The organism is Bradyrhizobium zhengyangense (assembly GCF_022012555.1).
In the GTDB taxonomy this organism is placed as follows: domain Bacteria; phylum Pseudomonadota; class Alphaproteobacteria; order Rhizobiales; family Xanthobacteraceae; genus Bradyrhizobium; species Bradyrhizobium zhengyangense.
In genome coordinates this window covers 12,912-37,863 of the sequence record NZ_JAKLTZ010000010.1, presented here as the reverse complement: position 1 = coordinate 37,863, position 24,952 = coordinate 12,912, and the positions used below count along the sequence as shown (strand labels likewise).

Sequence of the window (24,952 nt, the reverse complement as noted above, 5' to 3'; positions counted from 1 at the left end):
GGAGCGATTTGCCGATTCCGTGCCTGTTAAGGGCGCGAGCGGTCCTGTCTGTCCCCTACGGCGCTGATTTCGATCCGAAAGACAACGCCATGAGACTTGCAAGACCATGTGCAGCGACGTTGCTGGCGCTGGTGACGCTGCTGGCGACATCCGCACTCGCGCGCGATGATGGACGCTACGCCAACTCTCCGCTCAAGCCGTGGTTCGAGAGCCTGCGCAGCGAGTACGGACAGTGCTGCTCCGATGCCGACGGCTATGTCGTTGCCGATGTGGACTGGGAGTCCGACAAGGGACACTACCGTGTGCATCTGGACGAGGAGTGGGTCGTCGTGCCCGACGGCGCCGTGATCACCGAACCGAACAAGATTGGGCGCACCATGGTGTGGAAGCATTATATAGATGGCCACCCGCGTGTGCGGTGCTTCATGCCGGGCAGCATGACCTGAGAATGCTTGCAGCGCCCGCACGGGATGCGAGCGCTGCGAATTGCGGATGACGCCTAGCGCGCTTCGCTGTCGGAGGTCGTGCTGGCGAACCGCTTCACACGCGGTGACAGCACCGACATCTGTGCGGGCGAGGCGGGCATTCCGGCGACGATCATCGTGGGCGCGGTCGATTGCTCCTCGACACCGGCGCCGCCGAGCACCTGCACTTGCGTCGCCGAGATCGGAAACGACTTCACTTCATAGGAGGGAAGCTCGCCGGCAAATGCGCTGGCTGTGCTCGCAATCATCGCGCCTGTCACGGCAATCATCGAGAGAATACGCATTTCAAAATCTCCGTGGGAAAAACGTCAATCGGAGGTTTGGTCGCGCCACAGTCGCGACAGGTTCGCTTGTGTGCGAACATTCGATCGCGGTCGGTGGATAAATTTGGTTGCGCGACACGGCGGAATGAAACGAGGAGGAAATTTTCCGCGCCAGTGTTTCAGGACGGCTTCGCGAAAGACGGATGATCCTGCTCTACGCGTCGAGCCCGGACTCTCGCACCACTGCGGGCCTCGACCGCTCGCGGGCGCGGCGCCGATTCACGTCACCGGCGCCGGATTGAACAGCGTGAGATCGTTGTGGATACCCCAGCGGTCGGACCACGGTTTGGTGCGGCCGGAGGCGACATCGAGGATCAGGCGGAACAGGTCCCAGCCGGTTTCCTCGATGGTCTTTGCGCCGGTGGCGATACCGCCCGCATCGAAATCGATCAGGTCCTTCCAGCGACGGGCGAGCTCAGTGCGGGTCGCGACCTTGATCACGGGCGCAGCCGCGAGGCCGTAAGGCGTGCCGCGGCCGGTGGTGAACACCTGCAGCGTCATGCCTGAGGCGAGCTGGAGCGTGCCGCAGATGAAGTCGGAGGCCGGCGTTGCCGCGAACAGCATGCCCTTCTGCGTCGCCTTCTGGCCGGGCGACAGCACGCCGGTGATCGCGCTCGAGCCTGACTTCACGATCGAGCCGAGCGACTTCTCGACGATGTTGGCGAGGCCGCCCTTCTTGTTGCCGGGCGTGGTGTTGGCGCTGCGATCGGCGCCGCCGCGGGCGAGATAAGAATCGTACCAGGCCATCTCGCGCACCAGCGCGCGGCCGACGTCCTCGTTGATGGCACGACGTGTGAGGAGCTGGATCGCGTCGCGGACTTCCGTGACTTCCGAGAACATCACCGTGGCGCCGGCGCGCACCAGCAGGTCGGCGGCGAAGCCGACGGCAGGATTGGCGGTGACGCCGGAGAAGGCATCGCTGCCGCCGCATTGCAGGCCGATAACGAGGTCGGACGCGGGGCAAGTCTCGCGCGTGCGGGTGTTGAGCACCTTCAGCCGCGCCTCCGCCTGGGTCATGATCGCATCGACGATCGCGCCAAAGCCGTCAAAGGCTTCGTCCTGCATGCGCACGATGGCGTTATCAACGCCTTCCGGCACCAGCCGCTCGGGCGCGAGCTTTTCGCAGCCGAGGCCGACGACCAGGATCTCGCCACCAAAGTTGGGATTCAGCGCGAGGTTTTGCAACGTGCGGATCGGGACGACTGCGTCCGGCGCGGTGATGGCGACGCCGCAGCCATAGGCGTGCGTCAGCGGCACGACGTCGTCGACGTTCGGGTACTTCGGCAGCAGCTCGGCGCGGATGCGCTTCACTGCGTATTCCATCGTGCCCTTGACGCATTGCACGGAGGAGGAAATGCCGAGGATGTTCTTGGTGCCGACCGATCCATCAGGATTGCGATAACCCTCGAAGGCGTAACCTTCGAGCGGCGCCAGCGGCGCGGGGACGGCGGTGGAGATTTCCAGCTTGTCGAGCGCAGGGGCCTCGGGCATACGGATGCGGGCTTCGTCGACCCATTCGCCGGCCAATATCGGCGAAAGCGCGTAGCCGATCACCTCGCCATAGCGGATGATCGGCTCATCTTGTGCGATGTCGACCAGGGCGGTCTTGTGCCCTTGCGGGACAAAGGCGCGCAGCGTCAGTCCGCAAGCGAAGCGAGAGCCGGCGGGAAGCCCGAAATCATTGACCACGATCGCGACATTGTCGCGCGCGTTGAGCTTGATGTAGCGGGGCTGCTCTTTGGCTGCGACGTCCTGGTCCATCTGCGCTTGCCTCCGAAATCGTAGGATGGGCAAAGGCGCAACGCGCCGTGCCCACCGTCTTCACACCGAGGGTCAGTGGTGGGCACGCTTCGCTTTGCCCACCCTACCTACGAGACTACGAAGTCAGCCCATCAACCCGGATAGGTGTAAGCCGTCTTCACCGTCGTGTAGAACTCGCGTGCATAGGAGCCCTGCTCGCGGGCGCCGTAGCTTGAGCCCTTCCGGCCGCCGAACGGCACATGGTAGTCGACGCCGGCGGTCGGCAGATTGACCATCACCATGCCTGACTCGCTGTTGCGCTTGTAGTGCGAGGCGTATTTCAGGCTGGTGGTGCAAATGCCGGAGGCGAGGCCGAACTCGGTGTCGTTGGAGATCGCCAGTGCGTCCTCGTAATTCTTGGCGCGGATGACGGCGGCGACCGGGCCAAAGATTTCTTCACGCGCGATGCGCATGTTGTTGTTGGCCTCGGTAAACAGCGCCGGCTGGAGATAGTGGCCGGGATTCTCGCGCTTGAGCAGCTCGCCGCCGAAGGCGAGCTTGGCGCCCTCGTCCTGGCCGATCTTGATGTAGCGCAGGTCCTGGTCGAGCTGGCTCTGGTCGACCACCGGGCCGATATGCACGCCGGCCTTGAGCGCATCGTCCACCGACAGGCTGTTCAGACGTTCGGCCACCGCGGCGACGAAGCGGTCATGAATGCCTTCGGTCACGATCAGGCGGGACGAGGCGGTGCAGCGCTGACCGGTCGAGAAATAGGCGCCGTTGACGGCGACCTCGACTGCGGTCTTGAGGTCCGCATCATCGAGCACGACCAGCGGGTTCTTGCCGCCCATCTCGAGCTGGAATTTCTTCATCGGGTTCGAGAGCACGCAGGCCTGCGCGATCTTGCGGCCCGTCTGCACCGAGCCGGTGAAGGAGATCGCCGCGACATCGGGGTGTTCGAGCAGGGTCTGGCCGACCACCGAACCGGAGCCGACCACGAGGTTGAACACGCCGGCCGGAATGCCCGAGCGCGTGATGATCTCGGCGAGCGCGTGGCCCGAGCCGGGCACCAGCTCGGCCGGCTTGAACACCACGGTGTTGCCGTAGCAGAGCGCGGGCGCGATCTTCCAGGCGGGGATCGCGATCGGGAAATTCCAGGGCGTGATCATGCCGACGACGCCAACCGGCTCACGGGTCAGCTCGACATCGAGACCGGGACGCACCGAAGCACCCTTCTCGCCGATCAGCCGCAGGGCCTCGCCGGCGAAGAACGCGAAGATCTGACCCGCGCGGGCGACCTCGCCGATGCCCTCGGGCAGCGTCTTGCCTTCCTCGCGCGCCAGCAGGCGGCCAAGCTCTTCCTTGCGGGCGAGGATCTCGGTGGAGATCTTGTTCAGCGCGTCGTAGCGCACCTGCGGCGTCGACTGCGCCCAGGCAGGGAAGGCGGCCTTCGCGGCGGCGATCGCCTTCTCGGTCTGCGCCTTGTCGGCCTTGGCGTATTCGCCGACGACATCGTTGGTGTTGGAGGGGTTGATGTTCTTGGTGACGCCGGAGCCATCGACCCACTCGCCGCCGATGAAGTTTTTCAGGATCGCAGTCATACAGTCCTCCAAGTCATTTAAGGGGGCATGATCCTAGTCGGAAAACCGGTACCCACTTTTCCGGGATCATGCCTCAGTTTCTTAGCGAACGAGGCAGGGACGCTTGTCGTCAAAGGTCCAGCCCGGGATCAAATCCTGCATGGCAATAGCGTCATCACGGGCGCCGAGTCCATGCTTCTTGTAGAGCTCATGCGCGGCCTCGATGGCCGCCCGGTCGATCTCGATGCCGAGACCCGGACGATCCGGGACCGCGATCTTGCCGCCGCGGATCAGCAGCGGCTCCTTGGTCAGCGCCTGGCCATCCTGCCAGATCCAGTGGGTGTCGATCGCGGTCACCTTGCCGGGGGCAGCCGCGCCGACATGGGTGAACATGGCGAGCGAAATGTCAAAGTGGTTGTTGGAGTGCGAGCCCCAGGTCAGGCCGTTGTCACGGCAGGTCTGGGCGACGCGCACGGAGCCTTGCATGGTCCAGAAATGGGGATCGGCGAGCGGAATGTCCACCGCGCCTAGATGTAGCGCATGGGAGAGCTGACGCCAGTCGGTGGCGATCATGTTGGTCGCGGTCGGCAGACCCGTGGCGCGGCGGAACTCGGCCATGATCTCGCGGCCGGAGAAGCCGGCCTCGGCACCGCAGGGATCCTCGGCATAGGCGAGGATGCCGTGCATGTTCTTGCAGAGTCTGATGGCCTCGTCGAGTGACCAGGCGCCGTTCGGGTCGAGCGTGACGCGGGCATTGGGGAAACGCTTGGCGATCGCCGTGACGGCCTCGATCTCCTGCTCGCCGCGGAGCACGCCGCCCTTGAGCTTGAAATCGGCGAAGCCGTAATGGTCCTGCGTGGCTTCCGCCAGGCGCACCACGGTCTCCGGCGTCATCGCCTCTTGGTGGCGGAGGTTGAACCATTCCGCCTTGCCGGTCTCGCCCTTGACGTAGTCGAGCTTGCTCTTGCCGATGTCACCGACGAAGAAAAGGTAGCCGAGCGTTTCGACGCTGCTGCGCTGCTGGCCTTCGCCGAGCAGGGCTGCGACCGGCAGATTGAGATGCTGGCCGAGCAGGTCGAGCAGGGCGGATTCAATTGCGGTGACCGCGTGGATCATCACGCGCAGGTCGAAGGTCTGCTTGCCGCGTCCGCCGGCATCGCGGTCGGCGAAGGTCGAACGGACATCGGCGAGGATGTTGTTCATCGCGCCGACGGTCTTGCCGATCACGAGATCGCTGGCGTCCTGCAGCGTCTGCCAGATCTTCTGCCCGCCCGGCACCTCGCCGACGCCGGTATGGCCGGCATTGTCGGTGAGGATGACGATGTTGCGGGTGAAGAACGGCGCGTGCGCGCCGCTCAAGTTGAGGAGCATGCTGTCGCGGCCGGCAACCGGGATCACCTGCATCGCCGTGACGACCGGTGCGCCAGCGACTGACGCACCAGAAATATCTGTCCGGTCCATCGCACACTCCTCCCTGTTGTCGTTTGTTATTCTGCAGCCTGTTGTGACGAGTGGATGGCGGGCAGGTTCTTCGCCAGCGCGGCCAGTTCCGTCACCTCCTGCTCGGTCAGGTCGGTCAGCGGCGGACGCACCGGGCCGGAATCGCGGCCGATCACCTTCATGCCGGCCTTGATGATCGAGACCGCATAGCCCTTCTTGCGGTTGCGGATCGCGATCAGCGGGAGGATGAAATCCTTCAGACCGGCATGGATGGTCGCATGGTCGCGCTTGCGGACCGCGGCGTAGAAATTGGTGGCGAACTCAGGCACGAAGTTGAACACGGCCGAGGAGTAGGTCGTCACGCCCATGTCGAGATAGGGCAGCGCGAAGGTCTCCGCGGTCGGCAGGCCGCCGACATAGGTCAGGCGATCGCCGAGCTTGGTATAGACACGGGTCATCAGCTCGATGTCGCCGATACCGTCCTTGTAGCCGACGAGGTTCGGGCAGCGCTCGGCGAGGCGCGCGAGCGTATCCGGCTGAAGGATGGCGTTGTCTCTGTTATAGACGATGACGCCGATCTTCACGGAGGCGCAGACGGCCTCGACGTGGGCGGCAAGGCCGTCCTGCTCGGAATGGGTGAGGTAGGGCGGCAGCAGCAACAGGCCATCCGCGCCGGCCTTCTCGGCGCCAACAGCGATCTCGCGAGCGATGGCGGTGCCATAGCCGGTGCCGGCGAGAACGGGCACGCGGCCCTTGGTCTCGTCGACGGCGACCTTGACCACTTGCGGGACTTCAGTCGGGGTCAGCGAGAAGAACTCGCCGGTGCCGCCGGCGGCGAACAGACCTGCGACGTCATAGCCGCACAGCCAATCCATGTTGGCGCGGTAGGTCGCTTCGTCGAAGGAGTAGTCCGCCTTGAATGGCGTGACGGGGAAGGACAGGAGGCCCGATCCGATCTTCTGGGCCATTTCCTGCGGGGTCATCTTGCTCATGGGCGCCGCTCCCTGCTCTCGTATGTGTCGGGGACGCTCACTGAGGCACGCGTCCATAGACCGCTGTTTAGGAAACCGTTCGATGCGCGTCCAAGCCAAAGCCTATATCGACCGATGCGGATTGAGCATCAATCCTCCACGACCTCCGCGGACGACAATTCGCTGGCGATTTTGACCAGCGCCGACAGCAGCGGATTCTCGTCGTCGCGGCGCCAGACCATGAAGAGCTCGACCGGGACGCGGTTGCGCAGCTTCAGCGGCCGCAGCCGGACGTCGGAGATCTTGAGGCCGGCGGCCGCGGCGGGCACGATGGCAAGGCCGAGACCGGCGCGCACCATCGCCAGGATCGAGTGGATCTGACTCAAGTGCTGGACATAGCGCGGCAGGATGTCGGCGCGGGTGAACAGCGCCACCAGGAGATCGTGGAAGTAGCGGCTCTCATAGGGCGAATACATCACGAAGGGCTGGTCGTCGAAGTCCTTGATGGTGATGTTCTCGGCATTCGCCAGCGGATGCTTCTTCGGGATCGCGGCCAGCAGGGGCTCGGCGACGACGCGGCGGCTGGCAAGCTCCGGCCGCGCGATCGGCGGCCGCAGCAGGCCGGCATCGATCTGGCCCGAGGTGAGGGCCTCGAACTGATCGCCGGAGACCATCTCCTTCAGCGAGAAGTCGACCTCCGGCAGCTTGGCGCGGCAGGCCGCGACCAGCTCAGGCAGGAAGCCGTAGGCGGCTGCGGCTGTGAACCCGATCTTGACCGAGCCGGTCTTGCCGAGCGCGATGCGGCGAGCCACCTGCGAAGCGCTTTCCGCAAGCTTCAGGATGCGGCGCGCCTCGGGCAGGAAGCTGCGGCCCGCCGGTGTCAGGCGCACCGAGCGGCTGGTGCGCTCCAGCAGTGGTGCGTCGATGATATGCTCGAGCACCTGGATCTGCCGTGACAGCGGCGGCTGGGTCATGTTCAGCCGCGCGGCGGCGCGGCCGAAATGCAGTTCCTCCGCCACCGTGACGAAACAGCGGAGCTGGTTGAGGTCGAACATCGATACATGCCTTGGATGGATAAGGCGTTTCCCCGGCACTTCTAGCATCGATCGCCTCCAAAACAAAGACGGCGGCCTTTTGGGAGCCGCCGTTGAGTTGCCTGTCCCACTCCGATCACTCGGAGCGCTCAGGAGGAATGTTCGAGCACCACCCGCTCGATCTTGCCGACCACCACGAGATAGGCGACGGCGGCCACCAGCGCGTTGATGCCGACGAACACCAGGGCGCCGTTGAAGGAGCCCGTTGCGGCCACGATGTAGCCGATCACGATCGGCGTGGTGATCGAGGAAAGGTTGCCGAAGGCATTGAACAGGCCGCCGGAGACACCGCCGGCTTCCTCAGGCGAGGTGTCGGAGACCACAGCCCAGCCGAGCGCGCCGATGCCCTTGCCGAAGAAGGCGAGTGCCATGAAGCCGACCACCAGCGCCTGGCCGTCGACATAATTGCAGGCGATGATCGACATCGACAGCAGCATGCCGCCGACGATCGGGATCTTGCGCGCCAAGGTCAGCGAGCCGGTCTTGCGCAGGATGACGTCGGAAATGATGCCGCCGAGTACGCCGCCGACGAAGCCGCACAATGCGGGCAGCGTCGCGACGAAGCCGGCTTGCAGGATCGACAGGCCGCGCTCCTTGACGAGGTACACGGGAAACCAGGTCAGGAAGAAATAGGTCAGCGTGTTGATGCAGTATTGACCGAGATAGACGCCGAGCATCATCCGATTGGAGAGCAGCTGGCGGATATGGTCCCATTTCGGACCGGAGTCCGCTGCGCGCTCGTCTCTGGGCGCGTCGAGATCGACCAGCGCGCCGCCCTCCTTGATGTAGTCGAACTCGGCCTCGTTGACGCCGGGATGCTCCTTCGGGCCGTAAACGGTCTTGATCCAGACGAGGCCCATGAGGATTCCAAGCCCGCCCATCACGAAGAACACGTAGCGCCAGCCGTAATCATGGGCGATCCAGCCCATCAGCGGCGCGAAGATCACGGTGGCGAAATACTGCCCCGAATTGAAGAAGGCCGACGCCGTGCCGCGCTCATTGCCGGGAAACCAGGCCGCGACGATACGGGCGTTGGCGGGGAAGGACGGTGCTTCGGCGACGCCGACCAGGAGGCGAAGCGCGAACAGCACGGTGACGGCAACGCCGGCGCTGAGGAAGCCGACCCAGCCCTGCATCATCGTGAACAGCGACCAGACGATGATGCTGAAGGCATAAACGAGGCGCGAGCCGTAGCGGTCGAGCAGCCAGCCGCCCGGCACCTGGGCCACGACATAGGACCAGCCGAAGGCCGAGAAGATCCAGCCCATGGCGACCGGATCGAGATGAAGTTCCTTGGAGAGGGCGGGGCCTGCGATCGAGAGCGTGGCGCGGTCGGCGTAATTGACCGTAGTGACCAGGAACAGCATGGTCACGATGAACAGCCTGACGCGAGACCTCCTCACATCCGTTGCGGACACCACTGCGCTCATCTGGCGCCTCCTCGAACTCGAATTGTTTCCTCTCTGCGACTCCTAGAGGCGCGCGCGGGAAAGTGTCCAAGTTGAAGGGGGTATCGATTGATGCCGGTTTTGAATTGATGGAACGGCAGGCGCCACGTGCTCCACTATCATTCCCCGCGAAGGCGGGGAATCCAGTAAGCCGCAGCTTCTCGATTCATCGCGCCTTTCACGGAGGCCAGAGTCCCTCCGTGGAAAGCTTCTGGATTGCTTCGTTGCGCTCGCAATGACGGTGGAGAGAGCTCGCCTACTGCTGCGTGCCGCCCAGCAGTGGCGCTAGCAATCCGCGCGTGACGCCCGGCGGCACGGCATCCAGCCCCAGCACTGCGCTTGCAGCGGGCAGCGTCGCATCCGCCATCGCGGCGTGGCCTTCGGCGCTCGGATGCACGGCGCCGCCGTAGACCGCCGAGAGCACGCCCCAGGTCGCGTCGTGGATGTCGTTCGGCTGGCTCGCCGCCGGCAACCCCTGGGGATAGGTCATCGCCGCGAAATAGCTGTCATTGGCGTCGCGGATCCAGCGCGCGCGCGGCAGGTAGGCGCGATACTCCGAGGCGCCGCGGCCGCACAACATCGGCTGGCTCGCCCCCGACACGATGTCCGGATTGAAGCTCTGTCCGTTCTCGGCAAAGCAGGTGCGGTCGAATTCGGGATCGTTGCCGGCATGCGCGCAGAAGCCGTGATCGGCGAATGCGGCCTGGTGGGTATCGACAAACGTCATGCGGTCAGCTTCGGGATCGCGGCACAGCGCACCGTTCGTGCAGGTGGCGAGCCCCTTCAGCTGCGGCAGGAACTCCGTGTCGACGAAGGTCGAGACGCGCGCGAGGCGCTGCGGATCGGCCTTGAAGGCAGGATGGATGTCAAAGCCGCCGCGGCCTCCGCGACAGGGCACGCCGCCGTCTGCAAGCGCCGGATTGGCGTAGGAGACATAGACCACATGCGAGAGATCGCCGCCGACCAGTGGCTTCAGCGCCTCGCGCAGCTTGGCGAAATTCTGCGGCAGCTCGCGCTGGAGCGCGTCACGGGAATCGTCGACGCTCGCCATCACCCCGGAGCGGCGGAACAGTGCACGTTCGGTCGCTGTGTCGACGATGACGTCGGCGACCAGGCCGGAGAAGTAGACGTCGTTGGCGCCGATCGAGAGCAGCACGAGATCGAGATTGCGATCCGGCTGACGCTTCTTCGCCGCGGTGAGCGCCTCGCGCAGTTCGGCGACCTGCGCATTCACGCTGGTGTTGCAGACGCCGGACTTGCCGGGCGGGCATTCGCGGGCGCGTTGAGAGCCGAGCAGCCCGTCGCTGATGCTGGCGCCGGTGCAGGCGAGCGGCAGATAGGTGACGGCAATATGGGTGTAGCGCACGGCGAGGGCGAGCGCGGTCCGGGCCTGATAGCTGTAGAGCGAGCGGTGGCACGGCGAGTTGAACCAGAGCGCGCCGTAGCGTTGCCAGTTGGCGAGCGTATCCGGCGCCTCGCAGGCGCGGCCACCCTTGAAGCCGGCGCGGCTCGGCCGGTAATACTGTCCGCCGGCGGTGCCGAGATAGGAGCGGAAGCAGAAGCCCTCGTCCGACAGCGCCAGCGCCCGGTCCGGATTGCCCTCGCCGGAGGCGATGCTGTCGCCAAGGCCGGCGATGAAGATGTCGCGGACCTGGATCTCGGTCTGAAGGCGCTGGCTTGGATCCGAGCCCGAAGAGACATCGACGGTTGCCACCGTCTGCTTGCCGTAGCGGACCCGCAGATTGACCGGTTCGGCGCAGTCGAAGGTGGAGGATTGCGGACCGTCACCGTCGTCGAACGACCAGGCACAGGTGGCGCCGACCGGCACCGCGCCGGTCAGGCGCACGGTGATGGGATGGTCGACCGGGGTGAGGTAGTTCTCTTTGACGTTGTCGCGGGTGCAGGGCTGGTTGACCCGGCCCTGCAGGTCGATGCAGAGCCGGTTGACCATGTTGCGGGCCCAGCCGCGGCCTTCGCTTTGGAGCTCCAGCGACTGCTCCGCGGCGAGAATGCTGCGGTTACGCGCATTCTCGACATGCAGCAGGAAGTCGCGCTCCTCGCGGAACAGGCGGAAGCGGTTGCGGACCTCCCAATTGATCTGCATGGCGCCGGCATCCTGCGCGAGGACGCGCTGAAGCGGCAGAACGGTGAGGAGCCCGGCCAACAGCAGGGCGCCCGCAAGGAAACGGCGAGGGGAAACTGGGATCATGGCCCGCGTCTTCAACGGCAAAGTTGAGGCGGAAATAAGAGAGCATAGCTCCCCGGCCTGCAACCTTCTGCTTGCCGCCTTTTGCGGGCTTCCGGCGCGGCCGCAGGCCGACCTTACCGCTTGCTGGCCTGGCGCACCAACCGTTCGCGCTCCATCGGCGTCACCTCCTTGGGCAGGTTGGCCTGCGCGCAAGCTTCCGCCAGCCGCCGCCGTTCCTGCCAGGGCCGGACCACGTTCATCCAGAGCTCTCTTGTGCCCATAATGGAAATGGCCAGACCAAACGGGATCACGAAATAGAGGATACGGAAGACCAGCAGGGTCGCGAGCAGTTGCTCGCGGCCGAATTCGGGCAGCGCCACCAGCATGGCGGCGTCGAACACGCCGATCGAGCCGGGTGCGTGGCTGGCGAAGCCCAGCAGCGTTGCCAGGATGAACACCACCGCGAGCGACAGGAAGTCGATCGGCGGATCGGCCGGAATCAGCAGATACATCGCGAAGGCACAGAAGCCGAGATCGACCACGCCGATCAGGATCTGTACCAGCGTCAGCGGCGCCGACGGCAGCACCACCTTCCAGCCCTTCTGGCCCAGCTCGCGGCGTTTCTCGCCCATGCTGAGCCAGACCAGATAGGCGGCGATCGAGGCGAGGCCGCCAAACGCGATCAGCCGGTTGATCGACGATGGCAGCTGATCCATGTAGGACGCCGCATCCGGATGGATGGCCATGCCGATCGACAGCACGAAGATGTTACCGAGCCAGAAGGTCAGGCCGGAGAGGAAGCAGATCTTGGCGACGTCGATCGCGTTCAGCCCGTAATCCGAATAGATCCGGAAGCGGATCGCGCCGCCGGTAAATACCGTGGCACCGATGTTGTGGCCGATCGAATAGGACGTAAAGCTGGACAGCGCTGCGATGCGATACGGCACGTGTTTCTTGCCAATCGTTCGCAGTGCAAAAAAGTCATAGAAGGTCAGCGTACAGAACGCGAAGAACACGCAGATCGCGGCGAGCCCGATATGTCCGCGGGGAATATCGGCCAATGCGGTCAGGATGACGCCGGTATCGATGCCCTTGAGGGTCCGCACGAGCGTGGTCACCGCGAAGGCGATGATCATCACGCTCGCGGCAACTCCGAGCCGTCGCCAGCCGATCCATCTCTTGAAGCCGCGTTTCAGCGCGGGCAGCAGTCCGTCCATTCATCCTCCCGGCGGGGGGGCAAGACCGACCGGGTCAGACATTGGCCGGTCGGTTGCGATCACTGCCCGAAATGAGGGGCGATCGCTAGGCATGATCTAGCTCATTTAAGGCAAAAACACCGACTTGTGCAGCCCTTGACAACGACAGGTTCTGCGCCGGACCGGCCGTTTTGTCATACGTGGTTCACATGGACGGCGCGTTAAGCATATGAGTCGAGGGTGAAGCTTCGACTGCGCCCCCGTATTTGCAAATGGTCCCAAATCCCGCGCTGGCAAGCATTGTTCCGGCGCAAGCGAGGCGAGAGTTTTTTGGAACGACGACGCTGCGCACCGGTTAGCGCTCCATCAGCAATCGAACACGGCGAAATCGCGGCTTTTGTCCAAGCCGGTGCCGTCGTGTTCCCAAAGACTTCTCGAGGATTGGAACGATGGGACTGTTCACCAAAGACATCAAGACCATGAACGACCTGTTCGTGCATCAGCTGCAGGACATCTATTACGCCGAGCAGCAACTCACCAAAGCCCTGCCGAAAATGGCAGATAAGGCCACCGATCCGCAGCTGAAGCAGGGCTTTTTGACGCACCTTGAAGAAACCAGGCAGCACGTCACGCGGCTCGAGGAAGTGTTCAAGATGCACGGCGTCGCGGTGAAGGCAGTCGATTGCCCGGCCATCGACGGTATCATCGAAGAGGCCGAGGAAACTGCGGGCGAGGTCGCCGACAAGGCGGTGCTCGATGCAGCCCTAATCAACGCGGCACAGGCCGCCGAACATTACGAGATCGTCCGCTATGGCAGTCTGATCGCCTGGGCCAAGCAGCTCGGCCGCAGTGACTGTGCGGCCGTGCTTGCCAAGACGCTCGAGGAAGAGAAGGCAACCGACAAAAAGCTGACGACGCTGGCCGAGAGCAAGGTGAACCTGAGGGCGGCGAGCTAAGCCTGACCGGTCTCCAAAGAGCGCCGCGCGGTTCCCCCACGCGGCGCTTGCATTTCGGGTACCCATCATTCGATCATTGCCGAAGCATGCCAGCGGGAGAGCGGCATATATGTCGCATGGGGCCGCAATCGAGGTGGCAGCATGCGAGCAAATACCATCAAATATGAGACCTTCGCGAGCGGCGCGCCGCGCAACGCACCGCGCCTTGCAACGTCGCTGACGCTGGCCGCGATGAGCCTCGGCTATGGCGTCGTGCAGCTCGACGTCACCATCGTCAACACTGCGCTCGACGCCATGGGCAAGACACTCGGCGGCGGCGTCGCGGAGCTGCAATGGGTGGTCAGCGCCTACACCATCGCTTTTGCCGCCTTCATCCTGACGGCCGGTGCACTCGGCGATCGCATCGGCGCCAAGCGCATCTTCATAGCGGGATTCGCGATCTTCACTGCGGCCTCGCTGGCCTGTGCGCTGTCTCCCAACGCGATCGTGTTGATCGGCGCGCGGCTGGTGCAGGGACTGGCGGCGGCGATCCTGGTGCCGAATTCGCTGGCGCTTCTCAATCACGCCTATCCGGACGATCGTGCGCGCGGCCGTGCTGTCGCGGTCTGGGCGGCAGGCGCGAGCCTGGCGCTGACCGCTGGCCCCTTCGTCGGCGGTGCGCTGATCACGCTGGTCGGCTGGCGTGCGATCTTCCTTGTCAATCTGCCGATCGGCGTCGCAGGCCTGTGGCTGAGCTGGCGCTATGCGACCGAGACCACGCGGGCGCGCTCACGCGAGATCGATCTACCCGGCCAGCTTGCCGCGATCGGGGCGCTGGGTGCGCTCGCTGGTGCGATCATCGAAGCTGGCGCGCTCGGATGGGATCATCCGGCGGTGATCGCCGCCTTCGTGACCTCCGCCATCCTCGCGGCGTTGTTCGTCTGGCGCGAGGCCAGCACTGAGCAGCCGATGCTGCCGCTCTCGTTGTTCAGTCATCGGCTGTTTACCCTGACCACGATCGTCGGCCTGCTTGTCAACGTCGCAATCTACGGCCTGATCTTCGTGCTGAGCCTCTACTTCCAGCGCATCAACGGCCTGTCCGCGTGGTGGACCGGGCTCGCCTTCGTGCCGATGATGGGAGCGGTGCTGCCGGTCAATCTGCTGGCGCCGCGCCTGGCCGAGCGTATCGGCCCGTGCCCGATCATCGTGGCCGGCGCCTGCATCTCTGCGCTCGGCTGTCTTGGCCTCGTCTGGATCGAGGCCGGGACGAGCTATCCCGCGATCTTTGCGCAGATGATCGCGATCAGCAGCGGGCTTGGCCTCCTGGTCCCACCGCTGACCTCGACCATGCTCGGCAGCGTCGAGAAGGCGCGCTCGGGTATCGCTGCGGGCGTCCTCAACGCGACACGGCAAACCGGCAGCGTCCTTGGCGTCGCGCTATTCGGCTCGCTGGTGGCGTCCGATCGCGCGTTCATGAGCGGCCTTCACCAATCGCTAATCATATCGGCGGCGGTGCTGCTGCTGGCCGCCGGCGTGATCGGCCTTGGCGTCACCGCGCGGGCGCGAGATATGTGAGCGGCCGCACACATTCTCTGTTCACCATTGCGGCAACCGGCGCATAGCCGGTTACCGACTGTCCACCTCTGCCGGCTGTACTGCCCGATGGAATAGGGGCCGGCAATGTATCAAGTTCTGTTTTGTCTTACGGACCAGCATGATTGGCGTCTGGTCGCACTCGGCGGCGCCGTGTGTCTGCTGGCAAGCGCGGCGGCAATCAGTCTTTTTCATCGGGCACGTGCGGCGAATGGCGGTGCTCGCCTCGTCTGGATAACGCTCGACGCCGTTGTGGCCGGTTGCGGCATCTGGGCAACCCATTTCATCGCGATGCAGGCCTACGGGCCCGGCGCCGGTGGCGCCTACAACATCCCCGTGACGATCCTCTCGCTGATCTTTGCGATTGCGGTCACCTTCATCGGTCTCAGTATTTCGGTTTCGACGAGGCGCGGAGCTCTGGTCGCGCTTGGCGGCGCTGTCGTGGGCGGCGGCGTGGCGGCGATGCATTACACCGGCATGATGGCGTTCGAGATTCCTGCCCATGTCGGTTGGGCCGCGGGAACGGTGACGGTATCCATCCTGCTCGGCATCGTCTTTGGATCTTGCGCCCTGTACGTGGCAGGTCGAGACGACAGCCTATCCAACGCGCTTGCCGCAACGACCTTGCTGACGGTTGCCATCGTCTCACACCATTTCACGGCGATGGGCGCATTGCAGTTGACGCCAGATCCGACGCTTGCGATCGGCGGTCTTTCGATTCCGCCGGCGTCGTTGTCCATCCTGACCGCCAGCGCAGCCGTTGCCATCATCGCTATCGCGCTCACGGCCGCCGTGCTCGACCGTCGCGCCAAGGGCGAGATCGGCCGCCAGCAGATCGTGCTCGACACCGCGCTCGAGAACATGTCGCAGGGACTGTGCATGTTCGATGCCGAAGGCAAGATTATCCTGTTCAACGAGCGTTACGCGGCGATGCTCCGCCGCTCCGACATTCAGCTCACCGGCCGCGTCCTGCTCGATATCCTCCGCGAGGAGGCGGCGAAGGGCCAGTGGAACGGCGATGCCGAACAATTCTTCGCGCGCCTCGTCGAGGATGCCCGGGAGGGACGCACAACGACGGATGTGGTTCGCCGGTTCGATCGCTCGATCCGTGTCGTCAACCAGCCGATGCAGGGCGGCGGTTGGGTCGCCACCTTCGAGGACATCACCGAATGGCTGGACGCGCAGGCCAAGATCTCGCACATGGCGCGTCATGACGCGCTGACCAATCTGCCGAACCGCGTGCTGTTCCACGAGCAGCTCGAGCAGGGGCTGGGCCGGGCGGCCGCGGACGACCAGCTCGCGGTGTTCTGCCTCGACCTCGATCACTTCAAGGACATCAACGATTCGCTCGGCCATCCCATTGGCGATGCGCTGCTGAAGCAGGTCGGCCAAAGGCTGAAGGCGACGGTCGGCGAGCACGACACCGTGGCCCGCCTCGGCGGCGACGAGTTCGCCGTGGTCCAGATCGGTCGCGCGGAGGAGGCTGCCGCGCGGGCACTTGCAAGACGCATCGTCGAGGTGGTCTCCGCGCCCTACGAGATCGAGGACCATCAAATCGTGATCGGCGTTTCGATCGGCATCTCGTTGTCGCCGCAGGACGGCAGCAGTCCGGACGAGCTGCTGAAAAACGCGGATTTGGCGCTGTATCGCGCCAAGGCCGACGGCCGCGGCACCTATCGTTTCTTCGAAACCGGCATGGATGCGCGCGCGCAGGCCCGGCGCCTGCTGGAAATGGATATGCGCGCGGCGCTACAGCGCGATGAGTTCCAGCCGTATTATCAGCCGATCCGTGACGTCGCCAGCGATCGCGTTGTCGCCTTCGAGGCGCTCTTGCGCTGGAATCATCCGGAGCGCGGCCTGATCTCGCCCATCAACTTCATTCCCCTCGCGGAGGAGACCGGTCTCATCGTCCAGCTCGGCGAGCTCGTACTGCGCCGCGCCTGCGCGGATGCCGCGACGTGGCCGGACGATGTCGGCGTCGCCGTCAATCTGTCGCCGGTCCAGTTCAAGAATCCAAGTCTGATTGCCTCAGTGACGGAAGCGCTGAGGAATTCAGGGCTCGCGGCGCGTCGCCTCGAGCTCGAGATCACCGAATCCGTGCTGCTCCAGAACAGCGAGGCGACGCTGACCACGCTGCACGATTTGCGCGCCATGGGTGTGCGGATTTCGCTCGACGATTTCGGCACCGGCTATTCCTCGCTGAGCTACTTACGCAGCTTCCCCTTCGACAAGATCAAGATCGACCGCTCCTTCGTGTCGGAGCTTGCCACGCGCGAGGATTCCGTGGCGATCATTCGCGCCGTCACCGGCCTTGGACGCAGCCTCGGCATCGTCACCACGGCGGAGGGCGTTGAAAACGACGCGCAGCTCGAGCTGCTCAGGCGCGAGGGATGCACCCAGGCGCAGGGTTATCTGTTCAGCCAGCCGCGGCCCGCCTGCGAGGTCGCGATGATGCTGGATCGGCCCCGGCTGCGGGCTTCGGCTTAATTGGACTTGCCGCCGCGCAGCGCGAAATGCGCGCCGCAGAAAGCCATGACGGCACCGAGGCACAGCGCCGCGAGGCCCGCGAGCACACCGGAAACGGTCGGAAGCGGGCTCGGCGCCGAGGCCGCTTGCCCGGCGCCCGCGAGCAGGAGCACGCCGACCACGATCAGGAATTGGCGCATCCGCTGCGGGATCTGGCCGGAGACCGCGCTCTGCATCAACGTCGCCGTGAAATAACCACCGGAGAATCCGACTGATGCAATCAGCCACCAGGCGATCGCAGCACCGGTCGGCATGAACTCGTGCGTGTCGGAACGCCAGAGGCCGCCGAGGTCGAGCCCGTAGCGCGCACCCAGCATGTGCACCGCAAGCGCGAGCAGCACGCCAGCGATCGCAGCGGCCCCGAGAATCAGGCGGCGCGGAAAATAGATCGTCTCAGCCATGGCTCGCTTGTAGGATGGGGAAGGGCGATCGCGCAAGCGCATCGCAGACGGGATCGAGTGATGCAGGATACGGACGGGCAGGGCGGACCGGTCGTCAGCTATGCCTACAAGGCGTCGCTGATCGGCTCGGCGCATCGCTTCGAGCTGACTGAGGAGGGATTGTCCTGGCACATTGCCGGTCGCGCCGGCCTTTGGCGCTATGACGAGATCAGTGCAATCAGGCTGTCGTTCCGCCCGGTCTCGATGCAGCAGCACCGCTTTCGCGCCGATCTCAGCCACGTCAAGGGCGGTCGCATCGCGATCCTGTCGACGAGCTGGCAGACCGCGGCGCTGATGGCGCCGCAGGACCACGGCTTCCGCGACTTCGTCGTCGCGCTGCACGCGCGGATGGCGAAGGCCGGCAGCCGGGCGGAGCTGACCGCCGGCCTCGGCCGCAAGACCTATGCTGCAGTGCTGGCCTTCCTGGCGGCGCTGGCCGTGGCGATGGCCGGGCTTCTTATCCGCGCGCTGATAACAGGCGAACTCGCCGGCATATTGTTCATCCTTGGCTTTGCGGCGCTGTTCGCCTGGCAGGTGGGCGGCTTCATCCGGCGCAATCAGCCGCGCAGCTACAGTTTCGATCGGTTGCCGGCCGGCTTGCTGCCGTAGCGCTTGCAATCAGCCGCAATCAAAATTGACTTCGCAGCCGCGCGTCGGCCTCGCATCCTGCCACGATGACATCAATGAATCGCAGCACGCGCGTGCCGACGGCGGACGAGATCGCCGAGATCAACCGCACCCATCTGATCGATACGCCGCTCCGGCCGGCCGATCTGCTGTTTCTGTTCGGCACCCGTGAGGACGTTGCGCTGCGCGTCGAGACGGCCGCGCGGCTCTGGCGCGAGGGCCTCTACCGCTGGTCGATTGTCAGCGGCGGCGTGACGCCGGGCGCGGAGCAATCCGAGTGCACGATCATCAAGGCGGCGATGGTCGCTGCGGGCATTCCGGCGGACCGGATCCTGGAGGAGCACCGCGCGATGAACACCGGCGAGAACGTGATCTTCTCGCTCCCCGTCATCGATGCGGCGCTGGGACTGCGCGACATCCGCAGCGTAATCTGTCTCGGCAACACCTGGACGGCGCGGCGCTATCCGATGACATTGCACCGACACTGGCCCGAGGTGACGAAGCTGCTGCTCACTGTCGATAGCTTTGCGACGTCGCGCGCGCTCTGGCATACCAATGCCGAGTTTCGACGTCGTGTCCTGCATGAATGGGACAAGATCGAGCCCTACAAGGCGAAGGGTTTTATCGCGGAATGGCCGGAGCCCTGAGAGGGCTACTCGGTCGAGTCGAAATCTTCCTCCTTGGTGCCGAGCAGCGACACGATGGTGCGCAGGCCGGAATCGAGCTGCTCGAACGAGGGTGGGGCAAGCGCAAGCCGCACCGCGTTCGGGGCATGGCCATGCGCGACTGCGAAGGTCGAGGACGGCGTCAGCGCGATGCCGCGCCGGGCCGCCGCGGCAACGAAGGTCTGCGAGCGCCAATGCGGCGGCAGCGTCAGCCAGAGATGATAGGAACGTGGATCGGCCGAGAGTTGATAGCCGGCGAGCAGCCGTGCCGCGGTCTGCTGGCGCCGCGCGGCATCGATCCGCTTCAGCCGCGTCAGCTCGGCGACGGTGCCGTCGGCCATCAACCGTTGTCCTGCTGCGAGTGCGTGGCCTGAGGCGATCCAGCCGCCGGTGCGCACCGCGCCCATCAGGCTTTCGCGCAAGTGCGGCGGCGCGACGAGGATGCCGAGCGCGAGACCGGGTGCGACCTTCTTGGAGAGGCTGTCGAGCACGATGCAGCGGTCCGGTCCGAGCGCTGCAAGGGGCGTGTCGTCGGCGAGGAAGCCGTAAACGGTGTCCTCGATGATGGTGAGATCAAGCTTCTCGGCGACGCGCATGATGTCGGCGCGCCGTGTCGCGTTCATGGTGACGCCGAGCGGATTCTGGATGATGGGCTGGAGATACAGCGCCGACAGATGCGCTTCGCGGTGTGCCTTCTGGATCGCATCGGGGCGCGCGCCGAATTCGTCCATCGGGATCGGCACCAGCGTGATGCCGAGCCGCGCGGCGATGCTCTTGACGTAGGGATAGGTGAGCGCCTCGACGCCGCAACGGCCGCCGGTCGGCACGAGCGCTGCAAGCGCAGCGGCGAGCGATTGCTTGCCGTTGGCGGTGAACACAATCTGCTCGGCCTGCGGCGTAAAAGCCTTGCGCGCGAGATAGGTGGCCGCAGCAACGCGCGAACTCTTGGTGCCCGTGCTGGTCGACGAGCGCAGCACGGCTTCCAGCGCATCGACGCGCTCGAGCCCCGCGAGGCTCTTGGCGATCATCGCCCATTGCTGCGGCAGCAGCGGATAATTGACCTCGAAATCGATGCGGGCGTCGCGCGGCTCGGCGATGGTTTCGACCTCGCGTCTGATGTCGCCGGAGATGAAGGTGCCGCGGCCGACCTCGCCGACCACGAGACCACGGCGCAGCAGCTCCGTATAAACCCGGCTGGCAGTCGAGACCGCAATGCCACGGTCATAGGCAAAATTGCGCTGTGGCGGCAGCCGGTCGCCGGGCTTTAACGTTCCTTTAGAGATATCTGCGGCAATGGCATCCGCAAGCTTCACGTACTCGAACTTGGACATTATTGCACCGAGAGCAATGTTTTTCTTGCTCCGAGCAATGTACTGGAGCATTTAAGTTCCATCAAGTTCCGCGATTGAACCGAGGTGAGCGAGAGCAATCCGACGGTAAGATGAGGTGCAAGCGCTTCCAGCGTTTGCGCCAACGGCACCTCTGCTTCGCCGCGCGGGATATAAGGCCGGAGAAGAAACATGACTACGATCTCGCAAACTGCCGGGCGGTCTTTACGCCCATCCTCGTCGAGCGGATTTCTTGCCACGCTCGTCAACGCCGCCTACGCCCTGTTCGATCGCCTGGAGCGCCGCTCCGCCATCAAGACGCTGAACGATCTCGACGAGCGCGCCCTGCGCGACATCGGCATCAACCGCAGCCAGATCGAAGACGCCGTCTACGGTCAGTTCAAGACCGAGCTGACGCGGTATCTGTGAGCTTGCTCTTCTGTGTCCCGGACGCGCTGCAACGCCCTTGGCGTTGCGGCGCAGAGCCGGGACCCAGAAGCTGATACGCTGATGCATGGGCCCCGGCTCTGCAGCGTACCGCCGAACAAGCGCTGCGTTCGCAATGACGGCTTGGTGAGAGCTTTGACCCCGCATCGCTGCAATCAGGCGAGCGCGATCTGACCCCACACTCCATAAGCTCGATCTTCCTCAGATGCACTAGGCTTACGACGCGGACGCATCGGAGTGCTACGCTGGCGCCCATGCCTGATATCGAAGCGCTTTACTCGTGAAACGGTACTGTCCGCGAGCGCCGCGATGCGCGCCGCCGCCTGTTTGACGACGAACATGATCGTCGTGATGCGGCTCAGCACGCCGAGCAGGAACAGCACCGAGAAGATGTCGATATAGGCGAGGAAGTCGCCTACCAGCATTAGCTCCGGCGGAATCGGGATGCTGTGATAGTAGGCGGCGATGAGGATGACGACGGGGATGAAGGCGATGACCTTGCGCACCGTCAGCCTGTCGAGCAGCGCGGCGAGTTGCACGACCAGCACCTCCCACAGCGCATCGCCGATTGCTAGCGGGACCTCGTAGGTCCACCTCCGCCAGAATTGCTTCACGCCATTGTTCCTGTTTCAGTGCCTCACCACCAGTACGGAGCATTTGGCATAACGCACCACGTGCCCGGCATTGGAGCCGAGGAAATACGTGCGCATCGCCGGCCGGTGCGAGGTCATGACGATCAGGTCGGCCTTCATCTGCGCGGCTTCCTCCAGGATCTCGTGATAGATGCCGCCCTGGCGGACCACGCTGGAGATGTGGGAGGCGTCGATGCCCGACTCGCGGGCGACGATGGCGAGCGCCTCTTCAGAGGTCTGGCGCTGCTGTTCGTCGAAGTCGGCCGGGACATATTCGGCCAGCATCACTGGCGTCATCGGCAGCACGTTGAGCAGCCGGACCGATCCGCTCCAGTTCTGCGACAGCGTCGTCGCGGTTGCGATCGCTGGCTTTGCTAGATCGGTGTCGGCGAGGTCGATGGGCACGAGAATGGACTTGAACATCTGCGCCTCCAAATCTTCCGGTCAGCACGTTGTCCCGGTACGTCGCGCGATCATCCCAGTCGAAGCAATTTGGGGCTGACGAACAGCACCAGTTTGCCGCGGCGGTAGGCCACGTCCCCCCAATCCTTGACATCAAAGTCAAGGACCGCAAGCCCCGCCGTGGGCAGATTGTCGGCGAGTGCCTTGGCACTGGCCTGGTCGCCGCCGCCCGTCAGCATCAGGGCCGCCTCATGCATGCCGGGATTGTGCCCGACCAGCAGGAGCTGCTTGGGATTGGCCGGGATCGTTGCAGTGCGAATGGTTTCGAGAATCTGCGCGGGATCGGCGCCGTAGAGTTCCGGCAGGATCTCGACCTTAGGCGCTGCGACGCGGTCTTTCATCGCTTCCCAGGCGATGTCCCAGGTCTGTCTGGCACGGACGGCATGCGACACCAGCACGGTCTCGGGGACGGGCGGATGGGCGGCCATCCAGTCGCCCATCTCGGCGGCATCCCGCTGACCGCGATGGTCGAGCCGGCGGTCCTGGTCGCGGCCGCTTGGCGCGTCGGTCTCGGTCTTGGCGTGACGCAGCAGCATCAAACGGCGCATGGCATTCTCGAATCGTTCCACGTTCAGAATAATCTACAGGCGGCCCATTGAGGACAAGGTGACAAGCGCCCGATTGGTATCAGCTTATTATTTTGAGCATGATCTTATCGGAAAACCGCTGCGCACTTTTCCGGATCATGCTCTAAGAAACGCTATGAGCGAGACTTTCACAAGCGCGTCCCAGGAAGAAGCCGGCTTTCGCGAGCGCGCTCGGCTGTCCTTCGATCTTGACGCTGATATTTGCGTGATCGGGGCAGGGCTTGCCGGCCTTTCCATTGCACTCGAGGCGGCACGGCTCGGGGCCAGCGTCGCGGTGCTCGAGGGCCGTCATATCGGCTGGAACGCCTCCGGCAACCAGCTCGGCACCGTGATGCCGGGCTTTGCGTTGCCGCTCACCGAGCTGATCGAGCGCATCGGCTTCGAGGATACCAGCGAATTGTGGGCGCTCTCGAAGGAGGGCGCGGAGCTCGTACGGGCCAACGCGACCGAAGAGAACATGCCTGATATCGGCCTCACCGAGGGCGTGCTCGAGGTCTCCAACGTCGATGCCGGCGACCGGCTGATCAGCCGCCTCCAGATGCTGTACGAGGATTTCGATACCGAGGTCGAAGGCTGGCAGGTCGATCGCGTGCGCGCAGCGCTCAAGACCGATCGTTACTTCCACGGTGTCTACTACCCCAAGGCGTTCCAGGTCGACGGCCGCAAATATGTGCATGGCCTTGCGGCGCTGGCACGGCGCGCCGGTGCGCGCATCTTCGAGGACACGCCAGTCGTCAGCATCGACCATTCCGGTATCCGCAAGCGCATCGTCACGCCCTCGGCGCGACTGCGCGCCTCCCACATCGTGCTTGCCGGCAACATTCATCTCGGCGCGCCCCTGCGGCGCCTGTCGGAGACGTTGCTGCCGGTCTGGCGCTATGCCGGCATCACCGCGCCGCTCGGCGAGCGCGTGCACGAAATCATCGGCTTCAAGGGATCGGTGATGGATTCCGACGGCGTCGATCACTTCCGCATCGTCGATGGCGACCGCCTGATGTGGGAGAGCCCCGAGACCACCTGGGCCGCGAGACCGCAGCGCTTCGCGGGCAGCGTCAAGCGTCGCATCCGCTCGATCTTCCCCGAACTCGGCAATGTCGAGGTTACTGACATGTTCGGCGGCGCCACCGGGCAGACCGTGCACGGCATGCCGCAGATCGGCCAGCTGCGCAAAGGCCTGTGGGTGGCGAGCGGATTCGGCCGCCAGGGCATGAATACCTCAGCCATGGCCGGACAACTGATTGCGCGCAGCATCCTGTGGGGTGAGGAGCGCTGGAAGCTGTTCTCGCCGTTCGAGCTGGTCTGGGCCGGCGGCGCGACGGGACGGGTTGCGGGCCAGTTGGTCGGCCTATGGGGCAGGGCGAGTTCCGCGGCCGCGGGGACGCTTGCCCGCTATCGCGAGCGGGCGCGGGTGAAGGACAGGGAACGCGAGGCGCGCCTCGCCGAGGCCAACCGGGCCGCCGGCACCGGTCCGCGCCGTCCGCCCTCAGGGGTTCGGCCGCGGATGGCCCCGCCGCCGCCACAGCCAACTGCGGCCGAGGAGGCGGAACCTGCCGCCCCGGAGACCTCGCAGGTGCAAGGCGTTCCGCAATAAGGGCGCGAAAAATTCGGCCTTGACGTGTAACATTGGCCGTCAGAGCCCGTATCTCAGGGCGTACAGCTCCCGCACGGAGAATGAGATGTTTGACCGCCGCATCCTGCTAACGACTGTCGCCGGCCTGTTTGGCCTTTCGGCCTTCCGCTGGCTGAGAGCAACGCCGGCCGAGGCCGGAGAGAAGGCCGCGCAAAAGTTCGAGATCGAGAAGACCGACGCCGAGTGGCGGGCGCAGTTGACGCCGCAGCAATATGAGATCTTGCGCAAGGAAGGCACCGAGCGCCCGGGCTCGAGCCCGCTGCTGAACGAGCACCGCAAGGGCACTTTCGCCTGCGCCGGCTGCGACCTGCCGCTGTTTACGTCCGAGACCAAATTCGAGAGCGGCACCGGTTGGCCGAGCTTCTACCAGCCGATCGAGGGCAATGTCGGCAAGACCGAGGACCGCACCTTCGGCATGGTGCGCACCGAGGTGCACTGCCGGCGCTGCGGCGGCCATCTCGGCCACGTCTTCGACGACGGTCCGAAGCCGACCGGCCTGCGCTATTGCATCGACGGTTTCGGGCTGGTTTTCCACCCGGCGACACCGTCGGCGACGTGAGGTCTTATTGACGAGTTTCCCCGGCAATTGTTGCCGGTCCGGCAAATATGCCCCGG

Annotated in this window: 23 protein-coding genes; 9 read left to right on the top strand and 14 right to left on the bottom strand. The window is 64.7% G+C overall.

Annotated features, from left to right (window positions below):
• The first annotated feature begins 89 nt into the window (after positions 1 to 89).
• Entirely contained in the window at positions 90 to 446 is a 357-nt protein-coding gene (locus L6639_RS30040) for a hypothetical protein (protein ID WP_237864978.1), read from the top strand.
• Between the two features lie 53 nt (positions 447 to 499).
• On the opposite strand, the gene L6639_RS30035 is transcribed toward L6639_RS30040, so the two are convergent.
• The 9 genes from L6639_RS30035 to L6639_RS29995 form a co-directional block, all read right to left on the bottom strand.
• Positions 500 to 769: a hypothetical protein gene (locus tag L6639_RS30035; protein WP_237864977.1), complete on the bottom strand. Its 270-nt coding sequence runs from the start codon at positions 767 to 769 to the stop codon at positions 500 to 502.
• A gap of 258 nt (positions 770 to 1,027) precedes the next feature.
• A complete protein-coding gene (garD, locus tag L6639_RS30030; protein WP_237864976.1) occupies positions 1,028 to 2,569 on the bottom strand; it encodes a galactarate dehydratase in 1,542 nt (513 codons plus the stop codon).
• 131 nt (positions 2,570 to 2,700) lie between these two features.
• Entirely contained in the window at positions 2,701 to 4,149 is a 1,449-nt protein-coding gene (locus L6639_RS30025) for an aldehyde dehydrogenase family protein (RefSeq protein WP_237864975.1), read from the bottom strand.
• A gap of 81 nt (positions 4,150 to 4,230) precedes the next feature.
• Entirely contained in the window at positions 4,231 to 5,589 is a 1,359-nt protein-coding gene (gene gudD, locus L6639_RS30020) for a glucarate dehydratase (RefSeq protein WP_237864974.1), read from the bottom strand.
• Between the two features lie 26 nt (positions 5,590 to 5,615).
• Positions 5,616 to 6,560, bottom strand: a complete 945-nt coding sequence (gene kdgD, locus L6639_RS30015) for a 5-dehydro-4-deoxyglucarate dehydratase (protein ID WP_237864973.1) — start codon at positions 6,558 to 6,560, stop codon at positions 5,616 to 5,618.
• Between the two features lie 128 nt (positions 6,561 to 6,688).
• Positions 6,689 to 7,594 carry a LysR family transcriptional regulator gene (locus tag L6639_RS30010; RefSeq protein ID WP_237864972.1) on the bottom strand — a complete coding sequence of 302 codons (906 nt, stop codon included), beginning with the start codon at positions 7,592 to 7,594 and terminating at the stop codon, positions 6,689 to 6,691.
• 128 nt (positions 7,595 to 7,722) lie between these two features.
• Entirely contained in the window at positions 7,723 to 9,063 is a 1,341-nt protein-coding gene (locus L6639_RS30005; RefSeq protein ID WP_237864971.1) for an MFS transporter, read from the bottom strand.
• Between the two features lie 274 nt (positions 9,064 to 9,337).
• Positions 9,338 to 11,290: an SGNH/GDSL hydrolase family protein gene (locus L6639_RS30000; protein ID WP_237864970.1), complete on the bottom strand. Its 1,953-nt coding sequence runs from the start codon at positions 11,288 to 11,290 to the stop codon at positions 9,338 to 9,340.
• A 113-nt stretch (positions 11,291 to 11,403) separates the two neighbouring features.
• On the bottom strand, positions 11,404 to 12,486 hold the full coding sequence (locus L6639_RS29995; RefSeq protein WP_237864969.1) for a lysylphosphatidylglycerol synthase transmembrane domain-containing protein: 1,083 nt from the start codon (positions 12,484 to 12,486) through the stop codon (positions 11,404 to 11,406).
• A 428-nt stretch (positions 12,487 to 12,914) separates the two neighbouring features.
• On the opposite strand from L6639_RS29995, the gene L6639_RS29990 reads away from it, so the two are divergent.
• The 3 genes from L6639_RS29990 to L6639_RS29980 all read left to right on the top strand — a co-directional run bounded on the left by L6639_RS29990 (position 12,915) and on the right by L6639_RS29980 (position 17,480).
• Complete coding sequence (locus L6639_RS29990) at positions 12,915 to 13,421, top strand: YciE/YciF ferroxidase family protein (protein WP_237864968.1); 507 nt, start codon at positions 12,915 to 12,917, stop codon at positions 13,419 to 13,421.
• A 141-nt stretch (positions 13,422 to 13,562) separates the two neighbouring features.
• The gene (locus tag L6639_RS29985; RefSeq protein ID WP_237864967.1) at positions 13,563 to 14,975 is read left to right on the top strand and encodes an MFS transporter; all 1,413 of its coding nucleotides are present in this window, start codon (positions 13,563 to 13,565) and stop codon (positions 14,973 to 14,975) included.
• A gap of 105 nt (positions 14,976 to 15,080) precedes the next feature.
• Positions 15,081 to 17,480, top strand: a complete 2,400-nt coding sequence (locus L6639_RS29980) for a bifunctional diguanylate cyclase/phosphodiesterase (protein WP_237864966.1) — start codon at positions 15,081 to 15,083, stop codon at positions 17,478 to 17,480.
• On the opposite strand, the gene L6639_RS29975 is transcribed toward L6639_RS29980, so the two are convergent.
• The gene (locus tag L6639_RS29975; protein WP_237864965.1) at positions 17,477 to 17,920 is read right to left on the bottom strand and encodes a hypothetical protein; all 444 of its coding nucleotides are present in this window, start codon (positions 17,918 to 17,920) and stop codon (positions 17,477 to 17,479) included. The two genes, L6639_RS29980 and L6639_RS29975, sit on opposite strands and share 4 nt — an antisense overlap.
• 60 nt (positions 17,921 to 17,980) lie before the next feature.
• Between L6639_RS29975 and L6639_RS29970 the strand changes: the two genes are divergently transcribed.
• Entirely contained in the window at positions 17,981 to 18,568 is a 588-nt protein-coding gene (locus L6639_RS29970; RefSeq protein WP_237864964.1) for a hypothetical protein, read from the top strand.
• A 65-nt stretch (positions 18,569 to 18,633) separates the two neighbouring features.
• A complete protein-coding gene (locus L6639_RS29965; RefSeq protein ID WP_237864963.1) occupies positions 18,634 to 19,233 on the top strand; it encodes a YdcF family protein in 600 nt (199 codons plus the stop codon).
• A gap of 5 nt (positions 19,234 to 19,238) precedes the next feature.
• Here the strand turns inward: L6639_RS29965 and L6639_RS29960 are convergent, their stop codons facing one another.
• Positions 19,239 to 20,582: an aminotransferase-like domain-containing protein gene (locus tag L6639_RS29960; protein ID WP_237864962.1), complete on the bottom strand. Its 1,344-nt coding sequence runs from the start codon at positions 20,580 to 20,582 to the stop codon at positions 19,239 to 19,241.
• Between the two features lie 189 nt (positions 20,583 to 20,771).
• On the opposite strand from L6639_RS29960, the gene L6639_RS29955 reads away from it, so the two are divergent.
• Positions 20,772 to 21,008, top strand: a complete 237-nt coding sequence (locus tag L6639_RS29955) for a DUF1127 domain-containing protein (protein ID WP_237864961.1) — start codon at positions 20,772 to 20,774, stop codon at positions 21,006 to 21,008.
• Positions 21,009 to 21,181: 173 nt separating this feature from the next.
• Here L6639_RS29955 and L6639_RS29950 read toward each other — a convergent pair whose 3' ends face one another.
• Genes L6639_RS29950 through L6639_RS29940 form a run of 3 tightly spaced genes read right to left on the bottom strand, consistent with a single transcriptional unit; the run spans position 21,182 to position 22,668 of the window.
• Positions 21,182 to 21,640 carry a hypothetical protein gene (locus L6639_RS29950; RefSeq protein WP_237864960.1) on the bottom strand — a complete coding sequence of 153 codons (459 nt, stop codon included), beginning with the start codon at positions 21,638 to 21,640 and terminating at the stop codon, positions 21,182 to 21,184.
• A 15-nt stretch (positions 21,641 to 21,655) separates the two neighbouring features.
• A complete protein-coding gene (locus L6639_RS29945; RefSeq protein ID WP_237864959.1) occupies positions 21,656 to 22,081 on the bottom strand; it encodes a universal stress protein in 426 nt (141 codons plus the stop codon).
• A 50-nt stretch (positions 22,082 to 22,131) separates the two neighbouring features.
• A complete protein-coding gene (locus L6639_RS29940; RefSeq protein WP_237864958.1) occupies positions 22,132 to 22,668 on the bottom strand; it encodes a SixA phosphatase family protein in 537 nt (178 codons plus the stop codon).
• Positions 22,669 to 22,822: 154 nt separating this feature from the next.
• Between L6639_RS29940 and L6639_RS29935 the strand changes: the two genes are divergently transcribed.
• Complete coding sequence (locus tag L6639_RS29935) at positions 22,823 to 24,298, top strand: NAD(P)/FAD-dependent oxidoreductase (RefSeq protein WP_237864957.1); 1,476 nt, start codon at positions 22,823 to 22,825, stop codon at positions 24,296 to 24,298.
• An 85-nt stretch (positions 24,299 to 24,383) separates the two neighbouring features.
• Positions 24,384 to 24,896 (top strand): peptide-methionine (R)-S-oxide reductase MsrB, encoded by a 513-nt coding sequence (msrB, locus tag L6639_RS29930; protein ID WP_237864956.1) that lies wholly within the window; start codon positions 24,384 to 24,386, stop codon positions 24,894 to 24,896.
• Positions 24,897 to 24,952 lie beyond the last annotated feature (56 nt).